Origin of the sequence: Mesorhizobium shangrilense, assembly GCF_040537815.1 — a bacterium.
GTDB classification, from domain to species: Bacteria; Pseudomonadota; Alphaproteobacteria; order Rhizobiales; family Rhizobiaceae; genus Mesorhizobium; species Mesorhizobium shangrilense.
The window spans coordinates 4,884,277-4,907,687 of sequence record NZ_JBEWSZ010000001.1 but is presented as its reverse complement, the minus strand read 5'-3'; the positions used below and the strand labels follow the sequence as shown (position 1 = coordinate 4,907,687).

General features: G+C 62.2%; 23 protein-coding genes. 9 read left to right on the top strand and 14 right to left on the bottom strand.

The window, feature by feature from the left end; all coding sequences use genetic code 11:
- Window positions 1-229: 229 nt before the first annotated feature.
- The 5 genes from ABVQ20_RS23655 to lepA form a co-directional block, all read right to left on the bottom strand.
- Window positions 230-739: a hypothetical protein gene (locus ABVQ20_RS23655; protein ID WP_354461884.1), complete on the bottom strand. Its 510-nt coding sequence runs from the start codon at window positions 737-739 to the stop codon at window positions 230-232.
- 16 nt (window positions 740-755) lie between these two features.
- On the bottom strand, window positions 756-1,274 hold the full coding sequence (locus ABVQ20_RS23650) for a hypothetical protein (RefSeq protein WP_354461883.1): 519 nt from the start codon (window positions 1,272-1,274) through the stop codon (window positions 756-758).
- Window positions 1,275-1,457: 183 nt separating this feature from the next.
- Window positions 1,458-2,162 carry a hypothetical protein gene (locus tag ABVQ20_RS23645; protein WP_354461882.1) on the bottom strand — a complete coding sequence of 235 codons (705 nt, stop codon included), beginning with the start codon at window positions 2,160-2,162 and terminating at the stop codon, window positions 1,458-1,460.
- Window positions 2,163-2,167: 5 nt separating this feature from the next.
- A complete protein-coding gene (locus ABVQ20_RS23640) occupies window positions 2,168-3,745 on the bottom strand; it encodes an RNA-directed DNA polymerase (protein WP_354461881.1) in 1,578 nt (525 codons plus the stop codon).
- 65 nt (window positions 3,746-3,810) lie between these two features.
- Window positions 3,811-5,616, bottom strand: a complete 1,806-nt coding sequence (lepA, locus tag ABVQ20_RS23635) for a translation elongation factor 4 (protein WP_354461880.1) — start codon at window positions 5,614-5,616, stop codon at window positions 3,811-3,813.
- 172 nt (window positions 5,617-5,788) lie between these two features.
- Here lepA and ABVQ20_RS23630 point away from each other — a divergent pair, with 172 nt between their 5' ends.
- The 5 genes from ABVQ20_RS23630 (at window position 5,789) to msrA (ending at window position 9,490) form a co-directional block, all read left to right on the top strand.
- Window positions 5,789-6,853, top strand: a complete 1,065-nt coding sequence (locus tag ABVQ20_RS23630) for a TadE/TadG family type IV pilus assembly protein (RefSeq protein WP_354461879.1) — start codon at window positions 5,789-5,791, stop codon at window positions 6,851-6,853.
- Between the two features lie 98 nt (window positions 6,854-6,951).
- On the top strand, window positions 6,952-7,323 hold the full coding sequence (locus tag ABVQ20_RS23625; protein WP_354461878.1) for an endonuclease domain-containing protein: 372 nt from the start codon (window positions 6,952-6,954) through the stop codon (window positions 7,321-7,323).
- A gap of 264 nt (window positions 7,324-7,587) precedes the next feature.
- Window positions 7,588-8,295, top strand: a complete 708-nt coding sequence (locus ABVQ20_RS23620; RefSeq protein ID WP_354461877.1) for a DUF1223 domain-containing protein — start codon at window positions 7,588-7,590, stop codon at window positions 8,293-8,295.
- Window positions 8,296-8,379: 84 nt separating this feature from the next.
- The gene (locus ABVQ20_RS23615) at window positions 8,380-8,640 is read left to right on the top strand and encodes a hypothetical protein (RefSeq protein WP_354461876.1); all 261 of its coding nucleotides are present in this window, start codon (window positions 8,380-8,382) and stop codon (window positions 8,638-8,640) included.
- A 112-nt stretch (window positions 8,641-8,752) separates the two neighbouring features.
- Window positions 8,753-9,490 carry a peptide-methionine (S)-S-oxide reductase MsrA gene (msrA, locus tag ABVQ20_RS23610; RefSeq protein ID WP_354461875.1) on the top strand — a complete coding sequence of 246 codons (738 nt, stop codon included), beginning with the start codon at window positions 8,753-8,755 and terminating at the stop codon, window positions 9,488-9,490.
- A gap of 221 nt (window positions 9,491-9,711) precedes the next feature.
- Here the strand turns inward: msrA and ABVQ20_RS23605 are convergent, their stop codons facing one another.
- The 3 genes from ABVQ20_RS23605 to ABVQ20_RS23595 form a co-directional block, all read right to left on the bottom strand.
- The gene (locus tag ABVQ20_RS23605) at window positions 9,712-10,212 is read right to left on the bottom strand and encodes a hypothetical protein (protein ID WP_354461874.1); all 501 of its coding nucleotides are present in this window, start codon (window positions 10,210-10,212) and stop codon (window positions 9,712-9,714) included.
- 68 nt (window positions 10,213-10,280) lie between these two features.
- A complete protein-coding gene (locus tag ABVQ20_RS23600) occupies window positions 10,281-10,580 on the bottom strand; it encodes a hypothetical protein (protein WP_354461873.1) in 300 nt (99 codons plus the stop codon).
- On the bottom strand, window positions 10,558-10,830 hold the full coding sequence (locus ABVQ20_RS23595) for a DUF4242 domain-containing protein (protein ID WP_227344281.1): 273 nt from the start codon (window positions 10,828-10,830) through the stop codon (window positions 10,558-10,560). Before ABVQ20_RS23595 ends, ABVQ20_RS23600 begins: the two co-directional genes overlap by 23 nt.
- A gap of 212 nt (window positions 10,831-11,042) precedes the next feature.
- Between ABVQ20_RS23595 and ABVQ20_RS23590 the strand changes: the two genes are divergently transcribed.
- The gene (locus tag ABVQ20_RS23590; RefSeq protein WP_354461872.1) at window positions 11,043-13,637 is read left to right on the top strand and encodes a helix-turn-helix transcriptional regulator; all 2,595 of its coding nucleotides are present in this window, start codon (window positions 11,043-11,045) and stop codon (window positions 13,635-13,637) included.
- Window positions 13,638-13,692: 55 nt separating this feature from the next.
- Here the strand turns inward: ABVQ20_RS23590 and ABVQ20_RS23585 are convergent, their stop codons facing one another.
- Both ABVQ20_RS23585 and ABVQ20_RS23580 read right to left on the bottom strand, forming a co-directional pair.
- Window positions 13,693-14,697: a cytochrome d ubiquinol oxidase subunit II gene (locus ABVQ20_RS23585; protein WP_354461871.1), complete on the bottom strand. Its 1,005-nt coding sequence runs from the start codon at window positions 14,695-14,697 to the stop codon at window positions 13,693-13,695.
- Window position 14,698: 1 nt separating this feature from the next.
- Complete coding sequence (locus ABVQ20_RS23580; protein WP_354461870.1) at window positions 14,699-16,060, bottom strand: cytochrome ubiquinol oxidase subunit I; 1,362 nt, start codon at window positions 16,058-16,060, stop codon at window positions 14,699-14,701.
- 255 nt (window positions 16,061-16,315) lie between these two features.
- On the opposite strand from ABVQ20_RS23580, the gene ABVQ20_RS23575 reads away from it, so the two are divergent.
- Together ABVQ20_RS23575 and ABVQ20_RS23570 are read left to right on the top strand one after the other, a co-directional pair.
- Entirely contained in the window at window positions 16,316-17,242 is a 927-nt protein-coding gene (locus ABVQ20_RS23575; protein ID WP_354461869.1) for an ABC transporter ATP-binding protein, read from the top strand.
- Complete coding sequence (locus ABVQ20_RS23570; RefSeq protein ID WP_354461868.1) at window positions 17,239-18,000, top strand: ABC transporter permease; 762 nt, start codon at window positions 17,239-17,241, stop codon at window positions 17,998-18,000. The genes ABVQ20_RS23575 and ABVQ20_RS23570 overlap by 4 nt, the downstream gene beginning before the upstream one ends.
- Window positions 18,001-18,023: 23 nt before the next feature.
- Here ABVQ20_RS23570 and ABVQ20_RS23565 read toward each other — a convergent pair whose 3' ends face one another.
- Complete coding sequence (locus ABVQ20_RS23565; RefSeq protein ID WP_354461867.1) at window positions 18,024-19,061, bottom strand: phosphatidylglycerol lysyltransferase domain-containing protein; 1,038 nt, start codon at window positions 19,059-19,061, stop codon at window positions 18,024-18,026.
- A gap of 241 nt (window positions 19,062-19,302) precedes the next feature.
- On the opposite strand from ABVQ20_RS23565, the gene ABVQ20_RS23560 reads away from it, so the two are divergent.
- Complete coding sequence (locus tag ABVQ20_RS23560; protein ID WP_354461866.1) at window positions 19,303-20,451, top strand: flavin-containing monooxygenase; 1,149 nt, start codon at window positions 19,303-19,305, stop codon at window positions 20,449-20,451.
- Between the two features lie 25 nt (window positions 20,452-20,476).
- Here ABVQ20_RS23560 and ABVQ20_RS23555 read toward each other — a convergent pair whose 3' ends face one another.
- Genes ABVQ20_RS23555 through ABVQ20_RS23545 form a run of 3 tightly spaced genes read right to left on the bottom strand, consistent with a single transcriptional unit; the run spans window position 20,477 to window position 23,405 of the window.
- Window positions 20,477-21,475, bottom strand: coding sequence for an ABC transporter ATP-binding protein (locus ABVQ20_RS23555; protein WP_354461865.1), 999 nt, complete (start codon window positions 21,473-21,475; stop codon window positions 20,477-20,479).
- A gap of 32 nt (window positions 21,476-21,507) precedes the next feature.
- Window positions 21,508-22,569, bottom strand: coding sequence for a Gfo/Idh/MocA family protein (locus tag ABVQ20_RS23550; RefSeq protein WP_354461864.1), 1,062 nt, complete (start codon window positions 22,567-22,569; stop codon window positions 21,508-21,510).
- Window positions 22,566-23,405, bottom strand: a complete 840-nt coding sequence (locus ABVQ20_RS23545; RefSeq protein WP_354461863.1) for a carbohydrate ABC transporter permease — start codon at window positions 23,403-23,405, stop codon at window positions 22,566-22,568. The genes ABVQ20_RS23550 and ABVQ20_RS23545 overlap by 4 nt, the downstream gene beginning before the upstream one ends.
- Between the last annotated feature and the right edge of the window lie 6 nt (window positions 23,406-23,411).

Genomic DNA, 23,411 nt, shown 5'->3' with positions numbered 1-23,411 from the left:
TGCGCCGCCCCTCATTGCCCTGCCGGGCATTTCTCCCCGTATAGTGACCGGGAGAAAATAGCTGGCCGCAGCGCCGGCTCCTTTTCTTGGGACAGAGACAAGTGGCGAAACCGGCGATGACAGCGCCCTCTCCCCGTCCCCATACGGGGAGAGGATGCCGGCAGGCAGGTGAGGGGCAGCGCCGACGCCCGTCTTTTCCCTCTCCCCTCATGGAAGAGGCAAGACGCCTCTACCGCCCCACCCTCACATACGGCGCCAACTGGTGGATCGCCGCCATCATGTCGGCGCCGCTCATGTCGAGCGACGAGACCTCCATGTGCACGGTGTTCCCACCGAAGGGCAGGAAGCGGGCGAGCGCATTGGCGGGCGCGTGGCGGATCGCATCGGGCGGCGGCCCCGTCAGTTCGAAGCTGAGCATCGACGAACCCTGGCCGGAAACGAGGCGCACGCTGCGCACTGTCCGCCAGGGCACCAGCACGTCGCCGCCGCGCCGGTCGCGAAAACCGTGCTCGTCAAGCACGACCTGCGCGCTGGTGTCGAAGGCGCCGTGCGCGATGAAGAAACCGAACCCCAGGCAGCCAAGCGCCACCACCGCCACCAGCAGCACGCCCCCAACCGGAGCGCCCGAAGCCAGCCCCATCAGCGCGAAGACGCCGAAAATCCCTGAGATCAGGAATGGCCCGACTGCCGGAAAGATCTTTCCGGTGGCGCTGTTATGGAGTTCGACGGACGCGGACATGGGCGCATGGACCGGTTCACCGTGCGGGCTTCAGCAGCGTCCAGATCCAGCCGATGAAGGTGAGGACCAGGAACGGATAGCCGGCGGCGGGCAAAGGCGACGAGGTCGGCAGCAGGGGAGCGCCCCATATGATCATGCAAGCCGAGACGACAAACAGCACGGCGGCCACAACAGCGGTGAGCCGCATCCACAGGGCAAACGTTTTCGGCACGCTGACCATGACCAGTGCGGCCGCCCAAAGCGTGATGCCGCCGACATAGGAAGGCACGCTGGCCTCCAGCCCCGCCGCATTGCCGGCCATCAGCAGGCTCTCGCCGGCGAGAAAGGTCAAGAATCCGGCGGCCACGCAATCGTTCCCCAGCCGCTGGTATTTCATCGTCAGCAGCGCGGTCGCCACCACGAGTGCCACGCCGTCGATCGTCCAGAGTGTTTCGCGCAGCGGAGCGCTGGCAACGAAGGTGCCGGCAAGGCCGAAAGCGCCACCGATGGCGAGGCCGGTTGCTGCGAAGGTGTCGAGAGGGGTGGTGGAACGCATTTGAGATCTCCCCCAAGCCGTGAAGAGGATACTCCAAGGCGGGGTGTTCTCAAAGGGCGGTCCGCTATTCAGAGTGCGTGTGTTGACCGGCGAAGCGGATGGTGTCGGGCTTCGCCAGGTCAGTTCGAAATTGACCGTCGCCGCATGCCGCGTACTTTCTGTAGCCCCATCGCGCCGGGCATCCTAATGAGATATCTCGCCGCTTGAGACCGCATACGACAGACGTTGGAAAAACTGGAGAGAATTAACCCCGGACGCACTGTAAATCAATTCGTCCACATTCGTAACGAACTCTATTCCCAGAAATGGGTTGATAAGCCTGAGCTCTCGAAATCTCGCCCCATCCTCGAAATATTTCAAAGCAGAATAAACAATAACTTGTCTAATGTCGTGACTTCTGAAATTTCTTGAAACATACTTCATCTCAATCAGACAGTCATCGTCCTCGAAGTCTCCGCTACAAGACGATATCAAGCCATGTCCTTTGAATTGGGGAATCCGTATACGTGCTGGGCTAGAGGCAGGGCGATCAAAATACCGTGTAAGCCAATCGGCAAGGCGATTAATCTCAATATCTTCGCTGTCGTCACAGTAAAATTCGCCGTATTCACCCTCTACGCTGCCATCGCTCAAATATTTTGCCGCCTCTAGCAAAGCTTCCTCAAGCAGGATCGCTCTTTCGCTGCCTGGTTTTTCCCAGATTTTGAAGAAAAGTCGTCGGCCGGACTCGCTAATCAGGTCCCGCCTACTGGCAGCGTTGCGCGAACGAACAGGATCCGAAATCCGACTGTATCCCAGATTAACGGATCGAGTCACTGGTTCCAAATTAGGCAACGTCTCCCGCCAAAAGTTTGAGAATTGATTGGCAAACGTCTTCTCGCTGATCATAGTCGCTACAGCGGTATTTGGAGACTTGGCTTCTCGGAACGCCAATCTCTGACAATTTTTTCAAATGGGTCGAAGCGGCTCTTTGCATGGTCGCGCCAGTGCGCACCCTCGTCCACCATTGAGTACGATGCAAGTATCAAGGCCCTTCTTTGCCACCCCGAAATCGCTACGAAGTTGGCCTTGAACATAGACCACCAAGCAAAATTCCCCCAATTTGCGAATATCAAAATAATGTCACGTCTAATGAGATCGGAATTTTCAGTTTCGAAGCATTTGTGCAAATAATTAGTGTTATTTATGCTATTTTGTTTAGAGATGATGCGATTGGCGTAAGCGATATGCATCTCAACATTCATCACCTCGTGCTTGGAGTCGTAAAGATCGATTATCTTACTTGTAACGGAAGTTTTGGCCGCGTCATCCATGCCGTCAAACATCCCATAGATAGTTTGAAAAACTGATGTAGCAATCGGGAAAAGAGAATCCATGTTGTCAAGCATAGAAAGCGAAGCCCCATGCCTCGTAGCCGAACCGGAGTATTTTAGTGCCTCCACTATTTTCCGAGCGGTCGGTATATGCACGCGTGTCTGCGATAATTGCTCATTAAGCAGAGAAACGATGTCAATTTTCTCTAGCTCGTCCTTCAGCGCATCATACTGCTCCTGGGCGTTTGGTGCGTAGGGGTCAAATCGCAAAGTCAAAGACATTAGTCGCTGCGTCGGCGAACGGCCGTCGCCCTGCTCCCCGATCGAGGGCGACATAACATTCTTGAATTCTGCAGAAGGAAGTATGCGAGTCTTTGATTTCTGTAAGGTCAAACCCTCGTTGTCGAGGGCCTTGTATATCTGAACGATGACATCATGCGCTTCTCGTCTCGTTTGGCAGAATACATGGTAGTCGTCGGCATACCGAAAGAACCGTATTCCGGAGCTAAAGAGATATTGATCCGAGTTGTTCAGAGCCAGCTCAGAAAGTATCCGAGCGGCGGGGCCGCCTATGGGGAGTCCTGCCGATCTAGTGCCGGTAAATAATTTCAGGTACTCAAGTATTATTACTCTTACGTCATTGGGGCAATTGATCAGACGTAGGCTATTGTCGAGTTTGTGATGGCTTATCCGCGAGTAACAGTCGGCTATGTCGCATGTTACCACGTATTCACAGTTCGCGGCTTCGTTGTAAGAGTTCTTTATGAAGTCTTGCCAAGAGATATCGCGGCGGAACAAATCTCCAGATAGGTAGGTTTCTTTGTTCAATCGATACGAGAATACCCGCTCTATGCCGAGCCTGCTATCCTCAATGGAACCTGCGATTGAAAGGACGCATCCTAATAGGAAAGCATTCCAGACGGGATCAAGCTGAGATGCCCATCTAAACCCAGCATGATTAATAGCCACGAGAGATCGTATGTCATTGGGTGGATTCTGCGAGAATGCTTCCGCGAACGTCGACTTGACGTTCAGGAGCAACTTAATGAAATGCTCTCTCTTGTCGTACAATATCCTGTTTTCTACCGGAAACGGGAATATGTCGGTATCGCCGTGCCGGTATACATTAGCTACAGCGGCTTCAAAGAAATCTTTCATTTTCTTTGATCATCTAATCCTTATGAGAAGGTATCAGACAAACAAACCCTGTTCGTGGGTGATCGTCAATCGCCCATCTTCAGCGCCTGGATAAACGCTTCCTGCGGGATATCCACCTTGCCGAACTGGCGCATCCGCTTCTTGCCTTCTTTCTGCTTGTCCAGCAGCTTGCGTTTGCGCGAGACGTCGCCGCCGTAGCACTTGGCGGTCACGTCCTTGCGCAGCGCCGAGATGGTTTCGCGCGCGATGACCTTGCCGCCGATGGCGGCCTGGATCGGGATCTTGAACAGATGGTGCGGGATCAGCTCCTTCAGCTTCTCGCACATCTGCCGTCCGCGCTTTTCCGCCGCCGTGCGGTGCACCAGCATCGACAGCGCGTCGACCGGCTCCTCATTGACCAGGATCGACATCTTCACCAGGTCGCCTTCCTTGTAGTCGGTGAGGTGGTAGTCGAAGGAGGCGTAGCCCTTGGAGATCGATTTCAGCCGATCATAGAAGTCGAAGACGACTTCGTTGAGCGGCAGATCGTAGGTCAGCATGGCGCGCTTGCCGACATAGGACAGGTCGGCCTGGACGCCGCGCCGGTCCTGGCAGAGCTTCAGGATGCCGCCGAGATAGTCGTCGGGGGTCAGGATGGTGGCGCGGATCCACGGCTCCTCGATCGCCGAGATCTTCACCACGTCGGGCATGTCGGCGGGGTTGTGCAGTTCCTTCATCGAGCCGTCATTGAGCAGCAGCCGGTAGACGACGGAAGGTGCCGTGGCGATGAGGTCGAGGTTGAACTCGCGCTCCAGCCGCTCCTGGATGATTTCCAGATGCAGCAGGCCCAGGAAGCCGCAGCGATAGCCGAAGCCGAGCGCGGCACTGGTCTCCATTTCATAGGAGAAGCTGGCGTCGTTGAGGCGCAGTTTGCCGACGGCGGCGCGCAGATCCTCGAAATCAGCGGCGTCGACCGGGAACAGGCCGCAGAACACCACTGGCTGCGCCGGCTTGAAGCCGGGCAAGGCATGCGCGGTGGCGCGCTTGTCCTCGGTGATGGTGTCGCCGACGCGTGTATCGGCCACTTCCTTGATCGAGCCGGTGAAGAAGCCGAACTCGCCGGGGCCAAGCTCGTCGACATTGATGCGGGCGGGCGTGAACACGCCGGTGCGCTCGACCAGGTGTTTGGCGCCGGTGCCCATCATGCGGATGGTCTGGCCCTTCTTCAAAACGCCGTCGATGATGCGCACCAGGACGATGACGCCGAGATAGGCATCGTACCAGCTGTCGACCAGCATCGCCTTCAACGGAGCCGTCGCGTCGCCTTCGCGCGGCGGCGGCAATTGGTGGACGATGGCTTCGAGCACGTCGGGGATGCCGAGCCCGGTCTTGGCCGAGATCAGCACGGCGTTGGAAGCGTCGATGCCGATGACTTCCTCGACCTGTTCGCGGATGCGCTCCGGCTCGGCGGCCGGCAGGTCGACCTTGTTCAGCACCACGACGATCTCGTGGTTGTTGTCGATCGCCTGGTAGACATTGGCCAGCGTCTGCGCCTCGACGCCCTGGGAAGCGTCGACCACCAGCAGCGAACCCTCGCAGGCGGCTAGCGACCGCGACACTTCATAGGCGAAGTCGACATGGCCGGGCGTGTCGATCAGGTTGAGGATATAGTCCTCGCCATTGTTGGCGCGGTACTTCAGCCGCACCGTCTGCGCCTTGATGGTGATGCCGCGCTCGCGCTCGATGTCCATCGAGTCCAGCACCTGCTCCTTCATGTCGCGCAGCTCCAGCCCTCCGGTCAGCTGGATCAGGCGGTCGGCGAGCGTGGACTTGCCATGGTCGATATGGGCGACGATGGAGAAATTGCGGATGTGGTCGAGGGGCGTGCTCATGTCGCGCGCTTTAGCAGGGGCAAGGTGCATCGGCAAGCCGCACGGGGTGGCCGCTTACCTGCCGGCGCAATGGTTTCAGCGCCAACCGCTAAAATTTGATCGATCGCGTTAGAGCATAATTTGCGACCTGCATGTTAGCCGAATGAAATATTCCAGTTGCGGGGGTTAACGAATGCTGCGGCTTGCTGGCAAGTTTCTCACATCTAGAAGCGGTTCCCTTCTTCCAATATTCGCTGTCGGCATCATCCCGATGATCGCCGCCGTTGGCCTGTCGGTGGATTACACCACCGCGGTCACCGACAAGGGCAGCATGCAGGACGCGCTTGACGCGGCCACGCTGGCGATCATGACGCTGCCGCCAACGACAACCACGGCGGCCCGCCTGCAGTCGCTGCAGGACCAGTTCAAGGCCAACAACGGACAGGGCACCGCGACGCTCAACAGCTTCACCATCGCGGCCGACGGCACCACCGCCGCCAACACCTCGGCCAGTTACGCCATGCCGACCAATTTCATGCAGGTCGCCCAGATCAGTACGGTGCAGATCGGTGTCACATCGTCGGTCACCAAGACGCCGTCCCTGGTGCAGGCCACCTTCAAGCTCGATAAGGCCTCGGGCTGGTGGAACAAGACCGTCTACCTCTGGGGCACGCAGTTCGGAGCGACCACGGCACAGAAGCTGATGCAGATCACCTATACCTACAATGGCTACGGCGATCCCAAGGGCTACGGCACGACGACCGCCTACACGGTCAACGGCAGCACCACCACGATGGTTCAGAAGCAGGTCTGCACAACTGGCACATTGAAGAACCTCCAGAAAAGCCTGCCCACCGGATCGGTTATCCAGACCGATTCGTATGGCACGACATACTATTGTACCAATACGTTTTATCCCTCGACTGGCGTGGGCGCGGCGATCGATGTCAGCCAGATGGGGCAACTCTATCTGGAGATGGACGTTCCCTCTGGTTCGCCGAACGTGCTGAAATCAAACGACCCGACCACGTCGAACAGGCTGTTCATCGGCTCGGCCGAGAACAACATGCCCGAGATCCCGGCCGGCACGACCGTCGATATCTTTACAGCCGTGCCATGCGGCCAGACAGCCTACCAGGCCTGGGAAGATGGTGGCTCCGCGGTGCCCGAAGACGTCAGCCAGGCCGACTTCTTCTACACCGTGACCGGCAAGTGCGACTTCAACCAGCGCCCCTCGCAGACGGTGCTGACGCAGTAGCTTGCCTTCTCCCCTTGTGGGAGAAGGTGGATCGGCGCGCAGCGTCGAGACGGTTGAGGGGTGCTGGACGGAGCGCGACGGCTGATTAAACTGATTCCATGCCGCATCAGCCCGTTCCGCCAACCAAACGCAGCTTTGCCCGCGCACTTCGGCGGGAGATGACGGAAGCCGAAGGCAGGCTTTGGCAAGAGTTGCGGGATCGAAGGCTCGACCGCATAAAATTCCGGCGTCAGATGCCAGTCGGAAAATACATTGCGGATTTTGCTTGCCTCGAAGCCAGCTTGATCATCGAGATCGATGGTAGTCAGCACGCGGAATCGGATTCCGACCGGATTCGTGATGCCGACCTAAAGGCTAGGGGCTTTCGCATACTGCGCTTTTGGAACGACGATGTCCTGAAAGACATGAATGCCGTCTGCGACACGATCATCGCCTATGTAAGGGATAGAAATCTGCAGCCGTGGCGGTAGTGGCGCTCTTCCTTCTCCCCCCTGTGGGAGAAGGTGTCGCCGAAGGCGACGGATGAGGGGTGTTCCAGAAGACACCAACGCCTCATTCCCTCCAACACCCCTCAACCGTCTCGGCGCTGCGCGCCGATCCACCTTCTCCCACAAGGGGAGAAGGGAGAGGGCTCTATGATCACAAACCGGTGAGCGCTGTAACGAAGCGGCGCGTGGCGGCGAAGTGGGGGGATGAACGGCGCATCAAGGTGCCGTCCCCACGGGAGCACGCCAATGTCGGGATCACCAGCCAAATCCAGGTTCGTTGCATTGTCCAGCCTGGGCGCGCTAGCGCTCGCGGCGTCGATCGTCACGGCGCAAGCCCAGCCGCTCACCGTCGTGGAGCTGTTCACCAGCCAGGGCTGCTCGTCCTGCCCGCCGGCCAATGCCAACCTGATCAAGGTCAAGGACCAGCCGGGCGTGCTGGCGCTGTCGTTCAACGTCACCTACTGGGACTATCTCGGCTGGAAGGACACATTCGGCAGGCAGGAATTCACCCAGCGCCAGGTCAGCTATGAGCCGCCGCTCGGCCATGACGGCCCGTTCACGCCGCAAGTGGTTGTCAACGGCCATGCCGATGTCGTTGGCGCCGCGCCGGGCGAAATCGAGCATCTGATTTCCGCGAGCGGCCGCACCAGCGGCCCGTCGCTGTCGCTCGACGGCGGCAAGATCAGCATCGGCGCCGGCTCGGCGCCGGGCGGCCGGGCCGATGTCTGGCTGGTTCGGTATCAGCGTGGCGTCGTCGAGGTGCCGGTGGCGCGCGGCGAAAACACCGGCCGCACCTTGCCGCACGCCAATGTCGTCCATTCACTGGCGAAACTCGGCAGTTGGACCGGCAATGCCACCGACCTGCCGCTGCCCGCCGCGCCGGGTGGCCTCAGCACCGCCGTGCTCGTCCAGTCGCCAGGCGGCGGACCGATCCTGGCCGCCGCGACGAACTGAAACCGTTTCGCGCAACACCGCACGAGCGGCGCCGCATTCGCCGGCCGCCATGGGGCTGCCATCAACCTCAAGAGGATACCACCAATGATCAAGTCCAGCCGCCTGCCCGCCATCGCCTTCGCGTTGTGCTCGACCGTGCTTTTCGCCAGTGGCGCCGCGCGCGCCGACGACGCTGTCAATGCGATGAAGCCCGCTGCCAACGCCATGAAGCCAGCCACGGATGCGATGAAGCCTTCGAATGCCATGAAGCCTGCGGCTGATGCGATGAAACCGGCCGATCCGATGGCCTCGAATGCCATGAAGCCGGCTGCAGACGCCATGAAGCCCGCGACCGATACCAATTGAAACCGGCCTTGCGGCCGCACGCGAAAGTGACGCGGCGCCGCAACTCATGCGTCGCATGCGCGCAACTTATCCCATAAACTCTCGTCCGATGGACGTCACAGGAGCTCAAGCCATGACTGACATTCGAAAACCAGCCGCAAGGCACTCGCTGAATTTCGCCAGGGGCGCGCTTGCCGCGCTCGCCTTGGCAGCGGCCGGTGCCGTCTTCTGGCAGTCGCCGGCAATCTCGGCCGAGGATGCCGTGGTGATCCCGCCGCCGGCGATGGACGAAAAGGCCGCCAGCGGCACCGAGACCGCGATCTTTGCCGGCGGCTGTTTCTGGGGCGTGCAGGGCGTGTTCCAGCACGTCAAGGGCGTGACCAGGGCCGTCTCGGGTTACACCGGCGGCAAGAAGGACACGGCTGTCTACGAGACGGTCGGCACCGGCCGGACCGGGCATGCCGAATCCGTCGAGATCACCTACGAGCCGTCCAAGGTCACCTATGGCCAGCTGCTGCAGGTCTATTTCTCGGTCGCCCACAATCCGACGCAGCTGAACTATCAGGGCCCGGACGAGGGCACCCAGTATCGTTCGACCATCTTCGCCGAAAACGACGCGCAGAAGAAGATCGCCGAAAGCTACATCGCCCAGCTCGACAAGGCCAAGGTGTTTTCAAAGCCGATCGTGACCACGCTGGAGATGGGCAAGACCTTCTATCCGGCAGAGGGCTACCATCAGGATTTCCTGACGCTGAACCCGACCTATCCCTACATCGTCTACAACGACCTGCCCAAGGTGGCGAACCTCAAGCAGCTGTTCCCGGCGCTGTATAGCGAGAAGCCGGTTCTGGTGCAGTCGGCCTCTAACTGAGTCTCGGGTTATCTCCCCCCTCGAGGGGGAGATGTCGCCGAAGGCGACAGAGGGGGTCGCCGCGCGTGGAGCGCCAACCTCCATCCGCCGCAGGAGGCCGCCTCCGGTCGAACCGACCCCCTCTGGCCTGCCGCGTTCGTCGTTCGGAAAGCCAAGCAATTGGCTTTCCGTCCGCTACGCGGACCACTCCTCACCCCCCTCGAGGGGGGAGATTTGCGCACTCAGCCGCCCATCTTCATCGCATCGCACGACACGTTCGGGTTCATGTCGGCGAAGGTGCCGGTCGGGTTCTGTTTCCAGACCCAGACATGCAGTTCATAGAACGGGCCGAGGCCATAGCGGTTGGGCGCGCTGTCGAAGTTGAACAGCTGTCCCTCCAGCGAGGCCGGTCCCTTCGAGGTGATGTACTCGACCGCCACCAGCTTGAGCTTTCCGTCGGCCATCGGCTCGTACATGACGGCCTGCGGCTTCGCGAGATTGATCGTATCGTCCTTCAGATAGGCCGCGTTGACATAGTGGATGCCCATGGCACCGCCGGTGATGCTGCTGGCGCAGGGGATCGGCGCATAGCCTTCGGCGACCGCCGCCGCCACGTTCTCGAAGCGGCTGTTGGCGGCGCGCACCTTCTCGGCCAGCGCATTCGTCCCGGCCGCATGGGCGGCGCTGGACAGGCACATGATGGACAGCACGGCTAGGCGCCTGCCCCAAAGTGTGGCGTTCATGATGTCTCCATTCGTTGTTGATGATGCGCGGCCGGCCCCGCTTTCGAAGCCGCCCGTGCGCTTTCGGATCAACGGAAATCCAGGTCGTTCCAGTATTCCCAGTGGTTGCGCCGCGTTTCCCGTTGCGGCAGCCCGACGTCCCGCCTCAGAAAATCGTCTTGTGGAGGCAACCGGCGCCGCCTTTCGCGCAAGGGCGAAAACAGCAGCGAGGCAACCCGCCGGAAACCCCGGCCCAGTATCGTGCCTCGTCCGACCGTTCCCGAAGCCGGCAGGATTTCGGCGTTGGCCGCGTCATCAGGCATGTCGCGATCGACGCGAACGGCAGGCCGATGCTCATCGGCGCGATCAACGATAAAAGTAGGGGTCAAGGACCCGCACCTCCGTGACCTTGTCGACAGGCAGCGAATTCTTCTGGGCGGTGCTGCGAATGGCTTCGGGCGAAGGCGCATCGTAGATGCAGAAGGAGTGCTTCTTGTCGGGCGACACGTAGGATCGGACCCAGGTCACGCCTTTTTCGGCATTGCGCATGATGACGCCGCCCAGCGCATTGGCGCCGGCATCGTTCATCGGCACGTTAAGGCCGTCCGGAAATGTGCGTTCGACTATGTAACGGGGCATGGATGTCTTCCTTTTTCCATTGATTCACGCTCGATCCGAGCGCGGCTGGACAAAGATCACGCTCGTAAACGGCGCGCATCGGAGCCTTTCCCCATATTTGGCGGGACGATTCCCCATGTTTGCAACGTTCATGCTGGGAGCCACAAAGCAGATACCGACCCGATCTATCCTGGCGGACATGGCGAGATCGCTGGACTGATCCCTGTGAGCGAATGACGATGCTTCTGGAACGGCAGACACAGCTGGAGCAACTGGACGGCCTCATGGCGGAGGCGGCGAGCGGCCGCGGCCACGTCGTGGCGTTGGTTGGAGAGGCGGGCGCCGGCAAGTCGGCGCTTGTCGAGGCATTCATCGCCGGACCGGCCAACGGTGCGCGCATATTGCGCAGCGCCTGCGAGGACCTGTCGATCCCCGACCCGCTCGGGCCGCTCTACGATCTCGCCCGCGAGGCACAGTGGGCGATGCCGCAGGCGATCGACGCCCGGCAGGGACGGAGGCTGCCCTTGTTCTCCGACGCGCTGGACGTCTTCGAGGCAAGGACGCAGCCAACCCTGCTGGTGATCGAGGACTTGCACTGGGCCGACGACGCGACGCTCGACTTCGTCCGCTTTCTTGGCCGGCGCATTGCCAACACCCACATCCTGCTGCTTTTGACGGCGCGTACCGACCGCAGCGAAGGACAGATGCGCGTGCGCCGCGCGCTCGGCGAAATTCCGGCCGCGAGCATCGCCCGGATCGATGTGCCGCTGTTGAGCGAGGCGGCGGTGCTTTCGCTCGCCAATGCGGCCGGCCGCGATGGCGATGCCATCTACAGGGCGACGGCCGGCAACGCCTTCTTCGTCACCGAACTGTTGAGCGCCGAAAGCGAGACAGCGCTGCCAGCCAGCGTGCGCGATGCCGTGGTCGCGCGGGCCGAACGCCTGTCCGCTGGCGCCCGCGCGATGCTCGATGCCGTCTCGGTGTTCCCGAGGCGAGCCGACGCCTGGGCCTTGACGGGCCTGTGCGGCGTGGCCAGCGCCGGCCAGCTGGCGGAATGCGTCTCGCATGGCCTGTTGGACGATCTTGGCGACGCCTATGCGTTTCGCCATGAGATCGCCCGTCGCGCCATCGAGACGATGCTGGCGACAAGCCAAAGGCGCGAGTTCAACCAGCGCGCTTTGTCGGCGCTGCTCGAAAATGGCGGCGTGGCCACCGCGCGCCTCGTCCATCACGCGGTGGAGGCGCACGATCTGGAGGCGGTGCGCCAATTCGCACCGGTCGCCGCACGCGAGGCCTCACGCGTCGGCGCGCATCGCGACGCCGCCGGCTACTACGAGGCCGCCTTGCGCCAGGCCGACACCTTGCCGATGGACGAGCGCGCCGGACTTTACGAGCAATATGCGTTCGAGTGCCATTTGATCGCGCGCATCGACGAGGCCATCAAGGCGCAGGAACAGGCGCGTGTGCTGCAACAGGCGCTGGGCAACACGCTGAAGGAAGGCGACAGCCTCAGGTGGCTATCGCGCTTCGCCTATCTGCTGGGCGACCGACAGGCAGCCGACCTGTTCGGCGCCCAGGCGGTTGCGTTGCTGGAGACGGTTCCGCCAAGTGCCGAACTCGCCATGGCCTATTCGAACCTGTCGCAGCTGGCGATGCTGGCCGAAAGGCTGGACGAGACATTGTCGCTGGGCGGCAGGGCGATCGAATTGGCCGAGCAGCTGGACCGGCCTGATGTCGTCTGCCACGCGCTCAACAATGTCGGCGCCGCCGAGCAATGGCTGGATCCGGCGAGCAGCCGACTGCATCTGGGCCGCAGCCTCGAAATCGCGCTTGCGGAGAATTTCCAGGAACATGCCGCGCGCGCCTTCACCAACTGCGCCTGCGGCGGCATGAACCAGCTGAGCTATGCCGAGGCTCAGTCCTTTCTCGATCGCGGCATCGACTATTGCGTCGAGAACGATCTCGCCACCTGGCGCGATTACATGCGTGGCGTGCGGGCCCAGTTGCTGCTGCGCTGGGGTCGCTGGGACGAGGCGGCCGCCGAGGCGCTGGAAATCCTGGGCGATGACCAGGCAACGGCCCTGGTGCGCTATCCCGCCTTGGTGGCCCTGGTGAAACTGCGGCTGCGGCACGGCGATCCATCGGTCGAACCGCTTCTCGGCGAGATGATGCGGTTCCTGGAAAGGGGAGCCGAACTGCAGCGGCTGTTGCCCTATGCCGCTGTCGTTGCCGAGCAGGCATGGCTGGGCGAGGCGCAAAAGGATGAGGCGCTGCGACTGATCGATCTTGCCGAAACCCTCTCACCGACGCGGGCGGTCTTCGCCGAACTGGCCTGCTGGCGGCAGCTGCTGGCTCCCGATGTCGCCCCCGGCGACACGGCCGGCATGGCCGCGCCCTACCGGATGCTTCTTCACGGAGACTGGCGAGCGGCGGCCGCGATTTGGGCGGATCTCGACGCGCCCTACGAACGCGCACTGGCGCTCGCCCAGGGCGACGAGGCGTCGCAACGCCTGGCGCTGGAGATCTTCGAGGCCCTCGGCGCCCGGCCGGTTGCGAGCCATGTGCGCGACACCATGCGGCGAAACGGCGTCAACCACATTGCGCGCGGGCCGCGCCGCACCACACGCGCCAACAGCGCCGGCCTGACCCAGCGGCAGATGGAAGTGCTGCAGCTGATCGAGCGTGGCTTTTCCAACAAACGGATTGCCGAGCATCTTACCATTTCGCCAAAGACCGTCGACCACCATGTCTCGGCGGTGCTGGGCAAGCTGGACGCCGGCTCTCGCGGCCAGGCCACGGCGGCGGCACGCGATTCCGGGTTGATCTGAAGCGCCTGGATAGCCGGATCCGCCGGGTGCCGCCGCGAGCGGGCGGCGGTCCCGGTCAATCGTATGTCAGGTCCGTCGCCTTGCCGCCGAACACCCGGTAGGCATAGAACGAATAGAAGATGATGACCGGCAGTACCACCACCGTGCCGGCCAGGATGATGGCCAGGCTTTCGGGCGCGGATGCCGCCTGCCAGATCGTCAGCCGGTCGGGCACCACGAACGGATAGAACGACCAGGCCAGCCCCGCAAAGCCGAGCGCGAAGATGGCGGCCAGCGTCAGGAATGGCGTCAGGGAATGGCGGTCATCGGGCTTCGGCAGATGGAAGGTCTGCCACCACAGCCACAGGAACAGTATCGCCGACAGGATCGGCAGCGGCGACAGATAAAGCACCTCCGGCCAGACGAACCATTTGTCGAAGATGCGCGGGCTGGCGAAGGGGGTCGCCAGCGACACGGCGGCCATGCCGAACGCGGTCAGCACCAGCGCGGTGCGCAGCCAACGCACAGCCTTCTTCTGCAACGCGCCTTCGGTCTTGTAGATCACCCAGGCCGCGCCCATCGCCGCATAGGCCGCCGAAAGGCAGAGCGCCACCAGCGCGCCGAAGGCCATGCCGCCCAGGCCGACATCGAGGCCCAGCACATAGACGCCCAGCATATAGCCCTGCGCCAGCGAGGCGATGATTGAGCCCAGGAAGAAGATGCGGTTCCAGCGATGCTTCCTGCCTGCCGGCACCTTGGCGCGGAAATCGAAGGCGACGCCGCGCAGGATCAGGCCGATCAGCAGCACGAAGACCGGGATGTAGAGCGCGGTGAGGATGATGCCGTGCGCCAGCGGGAAGGCGACCAGCAACAGGCCGACCGCCAGCACCAGCCAGGTTTCGTTGGCGTCCCAGAACGGGCCGATGGCCGCGATCATCGTGTCCTGCTCGGCATCTTCAGCCACCGAAAACAGGATGCCGATGCCGAGATCGAAGCCATCGAGAATGACGTAGATCAGGATGGCGAGCCCCATCAGGCCGGCGAAGATCAGGGGGAGCAGGGTTGGCCAGTCGTAGCTCATGTCACGCTCCTGCGGCCGGCTGTGACAGCGGCGCGTTGAGAACACCCGGCAACGGCGAGGTGTCGCCGTCCTTCGCTGCTTTCAGCGCCAGATGCACCAGCACGCCGAGATAGGCGATCAAAAGCAGCACATAGAGGATCAGGTAGATGACGAGCGTCAGCGCGACATGGCTGCCGGCGATCGGGCCAACGGCGTCGGCGGTCTTGAGCACGCCGGTGACCAGCCAGGGCTGGCGGCCGATCTCGGTGGTGTACCAGCCGGCGAGCGTCGCCAGCCAGCCGGACAGCCCCATCGGCACCATCAGCATGGCGAGCGGCTTTGGCAGGCTGTGGCGGCGTTTGAGGAAGAAGGCGGCCGACCAGGAGACGGCGAGCATCATCAGCCCGGTGCCGACCATGATGCGAAACCCCCAGAACACCGGAAACACCGGGGGATGGTTGCCGGGATAGTCGTTCAGGCCCGGCACGACCCCGCTGGCGCTGTGGCGCAGGATCAGGCTCGCGCCATCGGGAATGGCGAGCTCGAACCTGTTCTCCCTGGCCGCTTCGTCGGGGATGGCAAACAGGATCAGCGGCACGTTGGGGCCGGTGTTCCAGTTCGCTTCCATGGCGGCGACCTTCTGCGGCTGATGCTCCAGCGTGTTCAGGCCATGCTGGTCGCCGGCAAAGATCTGGATCGGGATCAGGACAGCCGCGGTGAACACGCCGGTGCGCAGCGCCTTCCACATCGATTCCGAACGGTCGCCGTAGAGATAGCGCAGCGCCGACAGGCCGGCGATCAGGAACGAGACCGTCAGGCCGGAGGCAAGCAGCATGTGGACGAGGCGGTAGGGCATCGACGGATTGAAGACGATCGCCCACCAGTCGACGGCGTGTGCCACGCCGTCACGGATCTCGAAGCCGGCTGGCGTCTGCATCCAGGAATTGAGCGCGATGATCCAGAAGGCGGACAAGGTGGTGCCGCCGGCCACCAGCACCGTCGCCAACGTGTGGATGCGGTTGGAGACGCGGCGGAAGCCGAACAGCATGATGCCGAGGAACGCAGCTTCGAGGAAGAAGGCGGTGAGGATCTCATAGGCCAGCAACGGCCCGGCGATATTGCCGACCTTTTCCATGTAGCCCGGCCAGTTGGTGCCGAACTGGAAGCTCATCGTGACACCGGAAACCACGCCCATGGCGAAGGACAGCGCGAACACCTTCACCCAGGTAAAATAGGCGCGCATCCAGGCTGAATCGCCTGTCGCGTTATAGCGAAGTTTGAAGAAGAGCAGCACCCAGCCGAGCGCAATGGTGATGGTCGGAAACAGAATATGAAACGATATATTCGCGCCGAACTGGATGCGCGAAAGTATGAGCGGGTCCATGGCGGGCTCCGGCTGCTGCTAATACTCGCGAAGAATAGGCCCGAAGCGCGTTCAGGTCAAAGCGGCGTCCTGCCGCGAGGCTCAACGCCACAGGACAATTTTACCGGTTGCATGCGGCGCATTCCCAGGCGATTGCTTCCAATGTCCAGAACTGTCAGCAGCGCCCCAGAACTGTCAGCGACGCCATTGACTTCCGGTTGCACGCAGCGACATTCGGCCTATATCAGGGGACCTCTTTCAAGCAGCCGTTCAGCCATGCCCTCCATCCTGTCCATTTCCGGGGTCTCCAAGACCTACGCCACCGGTTTCACCGCGCTCAAGGAAGTCAACCTCGACATCCAGCGTGGCGAAATCTTCGCACTGCTCGGGCCCAATGGCGCCGGCAAGACGACGCTGATCTCGATCGTCTGCGGCATCGTCAACCGCTCGACGGGCACGGTCACGGTCGACGGCCACGACATCAGCAAGGATTACCGCGCGGCGCGCAGCCTGATCGGCCTGGTGCCGCAGGAACTGACGATCGACGCCTTCGAGACGGTCTGGGCGACGGTCAACTATAGCCGCGGCCTGTTCGGCAAGCCGGCCAACCATGGCTTTGTTGAGAAGGTGCTGCGCGATCTTTCGCTGTGGGACAAGAAGGACGCCAAGGCGATTACGCTCTCGGGCGGCATGAAGCGGCGGCTGATGATCGCCAAGGCGCTGTCGCACGAGCCGCGCGTCCTGTTCCTCGACGAGCCGACCGCCGGCGTCGACGTCGAATTGCGCCAGGACATGTGGGAGATGGTGCGCCGGCTGCGCGAGGACGGCGTCACCATCATCCTCACCACGCATTACATCGAGGAAGCCGAGGCCATGGCCGACCGCGTCGGCGTCATCAATCGCGGCGAGATCATCCTGGTCGAGAACAAGGCCGAGCTGATGCGCAAGCTCGGCCGCAAGCGGCTGGTGCTGGAGCTGCGCAACCCGCTGACGGTCATTCCGGAGGCCTTCTCGAGCTATGCGCTGGAGCTGTCGCCGGATGGCGGGCAGCTGACCTACACCTATGACAACCAGGCCGAGCGCCCCGGCGTCGCATCGCTGATCCGCGATCTCGAAGCCGGCGGCATCCAGTTCCGCGACATCGACACGCTCAACAGCTCGCTCGAGGAGATCTTCGTCAATCTGGTGAGGAGAGAGCCATGAACCTGCGCGCAGTATGGGCGATCTACCGGGTCGAGATGGCGCGCGCGTTCCGCACCGTGCTGCAAAGCATCGTCTCGCCGGTCATCTCGACATCGCTCTATTTCGTTGTCTTCGGCTCGGCCATCGGCTCGCGCATCACCGAGATCGACGGCATCAGCTATGGCGCCTTCATCGTGCCGGGGCTGATCATGCTGTCGCTCTTGACGCAATCGATCTCCAACGCGTCCTTCGCCATCTACTTCCCGAAGTTCGTCGGCTCGATCTACGAATTGCTGTCGGCGCCGGTCTCCTATCTGGAGATCGTCATCGCCTATGTCGGGGGTGCCGCGACCAAGTCGATCATCCTCGGCTTGATCATCCTGGCGACGGCATCACTGTTCGTGCCGCTTCACATCGAACATCCGTTCTGGATGGTTGCCTTCCTGGTGCTGACGGCGGTGACCTTCAGCCTGTTCGGTTTCATCATCGGCATCTGGGCAAAAAGCTTCGAGCAGCTGCAGCTGGTGCCGCTTCTGATCATCACGCCGCTGACCTTCCTCGGCGGCAGCTTCTATTCGATCCACATGCTGCCCGGCATCTGGAAGACGATCACGCTGTTCAACCCGGTGGTGTACCTGATCAGTGGGTTCCGCTGGAGTTTTTTCGGCAAGGCTGACGTCTCTGTCGGTGTCAGCCTGGGCATGACGCTGGCCTTCCTGGCGATCTGCATAGCGATCGTCGCCTGGATCTTCAGGACCGGCTACCGGCTAAGGAACTGACGCGGCGAAGCCAAACCAGAACTTCAAATCGCCTTGACCAGCCGCAACAGCCCGAGCATCTCGACATAAGTCCCTTCGCGGAAGGCGATATAGACCGGCTCCTCCGCGCCATGGAAGCGGCGCTTGAATGCCGCCTGGCCCTGCAGGTTGAACCGGCGGCGGTTGACCCATGGCGAGTCATAGGCACGCTGGAAGGCATTGCGCCAGAAATCGCTCTCGGCAAATCCGCTTGACCCGATGTCGAGCATCGGCGACAGGCCGAGCGTGACGACCGAGATGCCCTCTTCGCGAAAACGGTCGACGGCGAATTTGGTCAGCCCGATCTCGGCATGCGACGAGGCACCGACATGCTTGCGCTTGAAGGCCGTCGTGTAGCCGATGACCTTGCCGTCGCGAAACAGCGGGTCGAAATCGAGCAGCGCGACAAGGTCACCGTCCGGGTCGTACAGCACGAAACGGCGCATGTCTTTGCCGAGATTGTCGTAGAACGGGCGGTTGAGGAAACCCATCTCCCATCGCTTGACGATGCGGTCGCCGCGCCAGTTTCCGGAAAGCCGGGCGATCTCGTCGAGGGGGACCGTGCGCCTGTCCTCGTCGAACGAAAAGCCTTTCTTCAAGAGCCAGCGCTCGGAATAGCGCACGGTCTCGTTGCGTTTGCCGGAAAAATCATGTTCGGGCAGATTGAGGCGGGTGTCGACGCCCAGGCGATTGATCTTGTAGCCGAGCTCGGCCAGCACCCGCGCGGTCTCTTCGCCGATCTGCACGAACCATGGGCTGCCGGCGCTCTCGACGAAGCGCCTGATGTAGTCGGGCCGGAGGGCTGGAGCCACCACCGGATCGCCAAGCGCGAAGTGGTGCTTCATCTTGGTGCCGAAGGCGATGTAGCCGTCGGTATCGCCGAAATAGGAAAGCTTGTCCTGGACGGCGGTCGAATAGGCAAGCGAGAAATCGCCATGCCGGCGAACCAGCGCCAGCCGCTCGACAAGAGTTAGTCCGCGCCGTTCCACCTTGGGCGCCGCGCCTTCGAGCAGGCGATCAAAATAGATGCGCAAGGGGGGCATGGTCGAACTTCCGCGTGCCGGCTACTGCGCTGCGTGTCCCGCTGGACACGCAAGGAACGCTGCACCGCTTTGATCTCTCCGCACGACCCTTCCCGTTGGGCCATGCACCGTTAACACGAAATCCCCCAGCCCACGGACCTCGAATCAATCGCATTGACGCGACCTGATTATCGACCATATCGCGCAAGTGCCATATAGGGCGCAACTGGCGGGAATGCATCGAAAAAGGATTCGCGACGCAATGGCGGCAACAACGACCGGGCCGGCAGCCAACGAGCCGGTGATCGTCATAGGCGCGGGCGCCGCCGGGTTGGCAGCCGCCGATGCGCTGCGCGGCCATGGTGTGTCGGTCGTCATCCTGGAGAAGGAGTTTCGGCTCGCCGAGCCGTGGCGGTGCCGGCATGAGCAGTTGCACCTCAACACCCACCGGGCGCTTTCCATGCTGCCGGGGCTTTCCTACCCGCCCCGTACCCCCGCCTTCCCGAACAAGGGCGTCATCGTCGATTATCTGGAACGGTTTGCCACTGAGCGGGGCCTCGTTGTCGAATTTGGCACGACCGTCGAGCGCATCGAGCGCAAGGATGGCGGCTGGCTTGTGCACACCATCGAGGGCGTGCGTCGGGCCAGCCAGGTGATCGTGGCCACGGGGCGTGACCGCTTGCCGTGGATACCGGATTGGGACGGGATAAAATCCTTTCAGGGCCGGCTCATCCACGCCGGCGAGTTCGGCGCGGCGCAGGCCTATGCGGGCAAGAGCGTGTTGGTGGTGGGTGCTGGAAATTCAGGCTTCGATGTGCTCAACCATCTTTCCGGTGTCGACACCAAGGAGATATGGCTGTCGGCAAGGCAGGGGCCATCGCTGCTGCCCAAGCGGGTCGGCAGCGTGGCCGTCCATCGCTTCGCCGGCATCATGGCGCAATTGCCGACATCGGTCGTCGACACGATGATCTCGGCAACGCAGCGTCTCATCTTTGGCGACCTCACGCGCCATGGCTTGCCGCCGGCGCCGAAGGGCGGTGCGAGCCGCCTCGGCGCCGAACAGATCGCCATTGCGGTCGACGACGGTGCCGTGGCGGCACTCAAGGCCGGCCGTATCACGGTGGTCGCGCCGGTGGCGTCCTTCAGCGGCAAAAGCGTGCGCCTGAGCGACGGCAAGGTCATCGAGCCGGACGTGGTGATTGCGGCGACCGGCTATCGCAGCGGTCTCGAAACCATGGTCGGCGATCTCGGCGTCCTCGACGGCAAGGGCGTCTCGAAGGCCAATGGCGGCACGCCAACCGGCCAGCCCGGCCTATGGTTCATCGGCATGCGGCCGAGCCTGACCAGCTATTTCCACAGCGCCGGCATCCAGGCCCGCGCCATCGCCAGGCAGATCGCAAAGGCGAGATGACGCCGCCGCGCCATCTCCCAGGCGGCTATTTCAGCACTTTCCCGTCGGCGCCGAACCTGTACGTCCGGGCCGGATCCGGCGTCGCATAGAGGGTCGCGCCGGGTTCTGCATCGTAGACGCCGAAGATACGAACGGTGATCAGTCCGGCCTTCTCGCAGTCGAGATAGAGATTGGTGTCGGCGCCGAGATGCTCGGCATGCACCACGGTTCCCTTCCAGGCCCCGGACTTCGGATCGACGGTCAGATGCTCGGGACGCACGCCGATGGTCTTGGCCGTCTCGCCAAGCCGGGCGCCATCAATGAAGTTCATCTTCGGCGAGCCGATGAAACCGGCGACGAACTCGTTGGCGGGCGCGTTGTAGAGTTCCATCGGCCCGCCGATCTGTTCGATCCGGCCGGCGTTCAGCACCACGATCTTGTCGGCCAGCGTCATCGCCTCGACCTGGTCGTGGGTGACGTAGATCATCGTTGCCTTCAGCCGGCGATGCAGCTGCGCGATCTCCAGACGCGTGTTGACGCGCAGCGCCGCATCGAGATTCGACAGCGGCTCATCGAAGAGAAAAAGCTTGGGCTCGCGCACCACGGCGCGGCCGATGGCGACGCGCTGGCGCTGGCCGCCGGACAGTTCGGCCGGCCGCCTTCCGAGATAGGGCTCCAGCGACAACATCGCCGATGCGACGCCGATGCGCCGCTCGATCTCGGCCGCCGGCGTGCCTGCCTGCTTGAGGCCAAGGCCCATATTGTTCTTCACCGTCAGATGCGGGTAGAGCGCATAGGTCTGGAACACCATGGCGATGCCGCGTTTGGCTGGCGGTATGGTGGAGACGTCCACGCCGTCGATCACCACCCGGCCCGAGGTCGAATCCTCCAGCCCGGCAATGACCCTGAGCAAAGTCGACTTGCCGCAGCCGGACGGGCCGACGAAGACGACGAACTCGCCATCCGTCACCTCGAGGTTGATGCCCTTCAGCACCTCGACCGGCCCGAAGGCCTTCTTCACGTTCTCGATGTTCAGCGAGCCCACGGCTTCGTCCCTGTTCTAGAGTTCGACTCGTCTTAGAGTTTGACGGCAGCGCCGCTGCGCACGCTCTCGTCGGCGGCAAGGCAGACGGCGAGCGATTTCACCGCGTCGTCCATGTGTTTGGTGAGATCCAGATCCTCGCGGATCGCCTTCAGCACGAAGGCCTGTTCGAGGTCGCAGAGATCCTGATGGCCGGGCTCGCCCGCCATCGACAGCATCTCGTCCTGCTTGAGGAACTTGCCGTCCGCCCCGGTCGCGGCACTGTGCAGGCGTATGGTCGAGGTCTTGGTGTGGGTGTCGATGTCGTCGGACTTCACGCCTTCCTTCATCACGATCGACACGCAGCCATTGGGCGAAATCACGTCCTTCACGAAGAAGGCCGTCTCCGAAATCATCGGCCCCCAGCCGGCCTCGTACCAGCCGACCGAACCGTCGTCGAACAGCACCTGCAGATGGCCGTAATTGTACATCGACGGCGCGATCTCCTCGGTCAGCCGCAGCCCCATGCCGCGCACCTCGACCGGTTTGGCGTCAGTGATCTGCAGCATCACGTCGAGATAGTGCACGCCGCAATCGACGATCGGCGAGGTCGTCTGCATCAGCTGCTTGTGCGTCTCCCAGGTATGGCCCGAGGATTGCTGGTTGAGGTTCATGCGAAACACATAGGGGCCGCCGAGCTTGCGCGCTTCGGCGATCAGCCTGATCCAGGACGGGTGATGGCGAAGGATGTAACCGATCACCAGTTTCTTGCCGTTGGCCTTGGCGGCCGCGACGACACGCTTGGCATCGGCCACTGTCGTTGCCAGCGGCTTTTCGACGAAGACATGGCAGCCGGCCTCGAACGCCCTCACCGCATAGTCGGCATGGCTGTCCGAATAGGTGGCGATGCAGGCGACATCGGGCTTTTCGTCGCGCAGCGCCTCGTCGAACGAACGGCGGATGCCGTAGCCGGAAAGCCCGTCCGGCAGTGGCACGTCGGAGCGGTTGATCAGCGCGGCGATCTCGAAGCCCGGATTGTTATGATAGGCCAGCGCATGGCTGCGGCCCATATTGCCGAGTCCGGCGACGACGACACGAAGAGGTTTCTGCGAACTCACTTGACTGCTCCGGAGGTGATGCCGCGGATCAGTTGCCGCGAGAAGATGACATAGAGGATGAGCACCGGCATGATCGCCAGCGAGAGTGCGGCCAGGATCGCGTTCCAGTTGGTGACGAACTGGCCGAGGAACAGCTGCGCGCCCAGCGTCACGGTCTTGGTCTCTTCCGATGGCGCCAGGATCAGCGGGAACCACAGATCGTTCCAGATCGGGATCATGGTGAAGACGGCGACCGTCGCCATCGACGGCCGCACCAGCGGCAGCACCAGCCGGAAGAAGATCGTGTATTCCGACAGGCCGTCGATGCGTCCTGCATTCTTCAGGTCGTCGGACACCTGTTTCATGAATTCCGACAGGATGAAGACGGCCAGCGGCAAGCCTTGCGCGGTGTAGACCAGGATCAGCGACGTCAGCGTGTTGACCAGCCCGCTCGCCACCATCAATTGCAGGATGGCGACGGTGCCGAGCCGGATCGGGATCATGATGCCGAGCGCCAGATACAGACCCATCAGCGAATTGCCGCGAAACCGGTACTCCGACAGCGAGAAGGCCGCCATGGCGCCGAACAGCAGCACGAAGAACAGCGAGGCGACGGTGACGACAAGGCTGTTCTGGAAATAGTGGATGAAGTCGCCCTGGCCGATCACGGTGGTGTAGCCGATCAGGTCGAATGTCTTTGGTGTCGGCGGCGTGAGCGGCGCGCCAAAAATGCCGGCGCGTGACTTGAACGAATTCATGATGACCAGGATCACCGGAAACAGCGCGATCGCCGTATAGGTCAACAGGATCGCGTGGGCGCCGATGGTGCGGGGCAGGGAACGGGTGGCCGTGCTCATCTCTTG

Coding starts and splice junctions, on each gene's coding strand:
- ABVQ20_RS23565 (WP_354461867.1), bottom strand. CDS start 19,061: ATGCCCCCCTTGCGCATCTATTTTGATCGCCTGCTCGAAGGCGCGGCG.
- ABVQ20_RS23575 (WP_354461869.1), top strand. CDS start 16,316: ATGCCCTCCATCCTGTCCATTTCCGGGGTCTCCAAGACCTACGCCACC.
- ABVQ20_RS23605 (WP_354461874.1), bottom strand. CDS start 10,212: ATGAACGCCACACTTTGGGGCAGGCGCCTAGCCGTGCTGTCCATCATG.
- ABVQ20_RS23625 (WP_354461878.1), top strand. CDS start 6,952: ATGCCGCATCAGCCCGTTCCGCCAACCAAACGCAGCTTTGCCCGCGCA.
- msrA (WP_354461875.1), top strand. CDS start 8,753: ATGACTGACATTCGAAAACCAGCCGCAAGGCACTCGCTGAATTTCGCC.
- ABVQ20_RS23560 (WP_354461866.1), top strand. CDS start 19,303: ATGGCGGCAACAACGACCGGGCCGGCAGCCAACGAGCCGGTGATCGTC.
- ABVQ20_RS23650 (WP_354461883.1), bottom strand. CDS start 1,274: ATGCGTTCCACCACCCCTCTCGACACCTTCGCAGCAACCGGCCTCGCC.
- lepA (WP_354461880.1), bottom strand. CDS start 5,616: ATGAGCACGCCCCTCGACCACATCCGCAATTTCTCCATCGTCGCCCAT.
- ABVQ20_RS23655 (WP_354461884.1), bottom strand. CDS start 739: ATGTCCGCGTCCGTCGAACTCCATAACAGCGCCACCGGAAAGATCTTT.
- ABVQ20_RS23595 (WP_227344281.1), bottom strand. CDS start 10,830: ATGCCCCGTTACATAGTCGAACGCACATTTCCGGACGGCCTTAACGTG.
- ABVQ20_RS23630 (WP_354461879.1), top strand. CDS start 5,789: ATGCTGCGGCTTGCTGGCAAGTTTCTCACATCTAGAAGCGGTTCCCTT.
- ABVQ20_RS23585 (WP_354461871.1), bottom strand. CDS start 14,697: ATGAGCTACGACTGGCCAACCCTGCTCCCCCTGATCTTCGCCGGCCTG.
- ABVQ20_RS23590 (WP_354461872.1), top strand. CDS start 11,043: ATGACGATGCTTCTGGAACGGCAGACACAGCTGGAGCAACTGGACGGC.
- ABVQ20_RS23620 (WP_354461877.1), top strand. CDS start 7,588: ATGTCGGGATCACCAGCCAAATCCAGGTTCGTTGCATTGTCCAGCCTG.
- ABVQ20_RS23580 (WP_354461870.1), bottom strand. CDS start 16,060: ATGGACCCGCTCATACTTTCGCGCATCCAGTTCGGCGCGAATATATCG.
- ABVQ20_RS23615 (WP_354461876.1), top strand. CDS start 8,380: ATGATCAAGTCCAGCCGCCTGCCCGCCATCGCCTTCGCGTTGTGCTCG.
- ABVQ20_RS23645 (WP_354461882.1), bottom strand. CDS start 2,162: ATGATCAGCGAGAAGACGTTTGCCAATCAATTCTCAAACTTTTGGCGG.
- ABVQ20_RS23570 (WP_354461868.1), top strand. CDS start 17,239: ATGAACCTGCGCGCAGTATGGGCGATCTACCGGGTCGAGATGGCGCGC.
- ABVQ20_RS23640 (WP_354461881.1), bottom strand. CDS start 3,745: ATGAAAGATTTCTTTGAAGCCGCTGTAGCTAATGTATACCGGCACGGC.
- ABVQ20_RS23545 (WP_354461863.1), bottom strand. CDS start 23,405: ATGAGCACGGCCACCCGTTCCCTGCCCCGCACCATCGGCGCCCACGCG.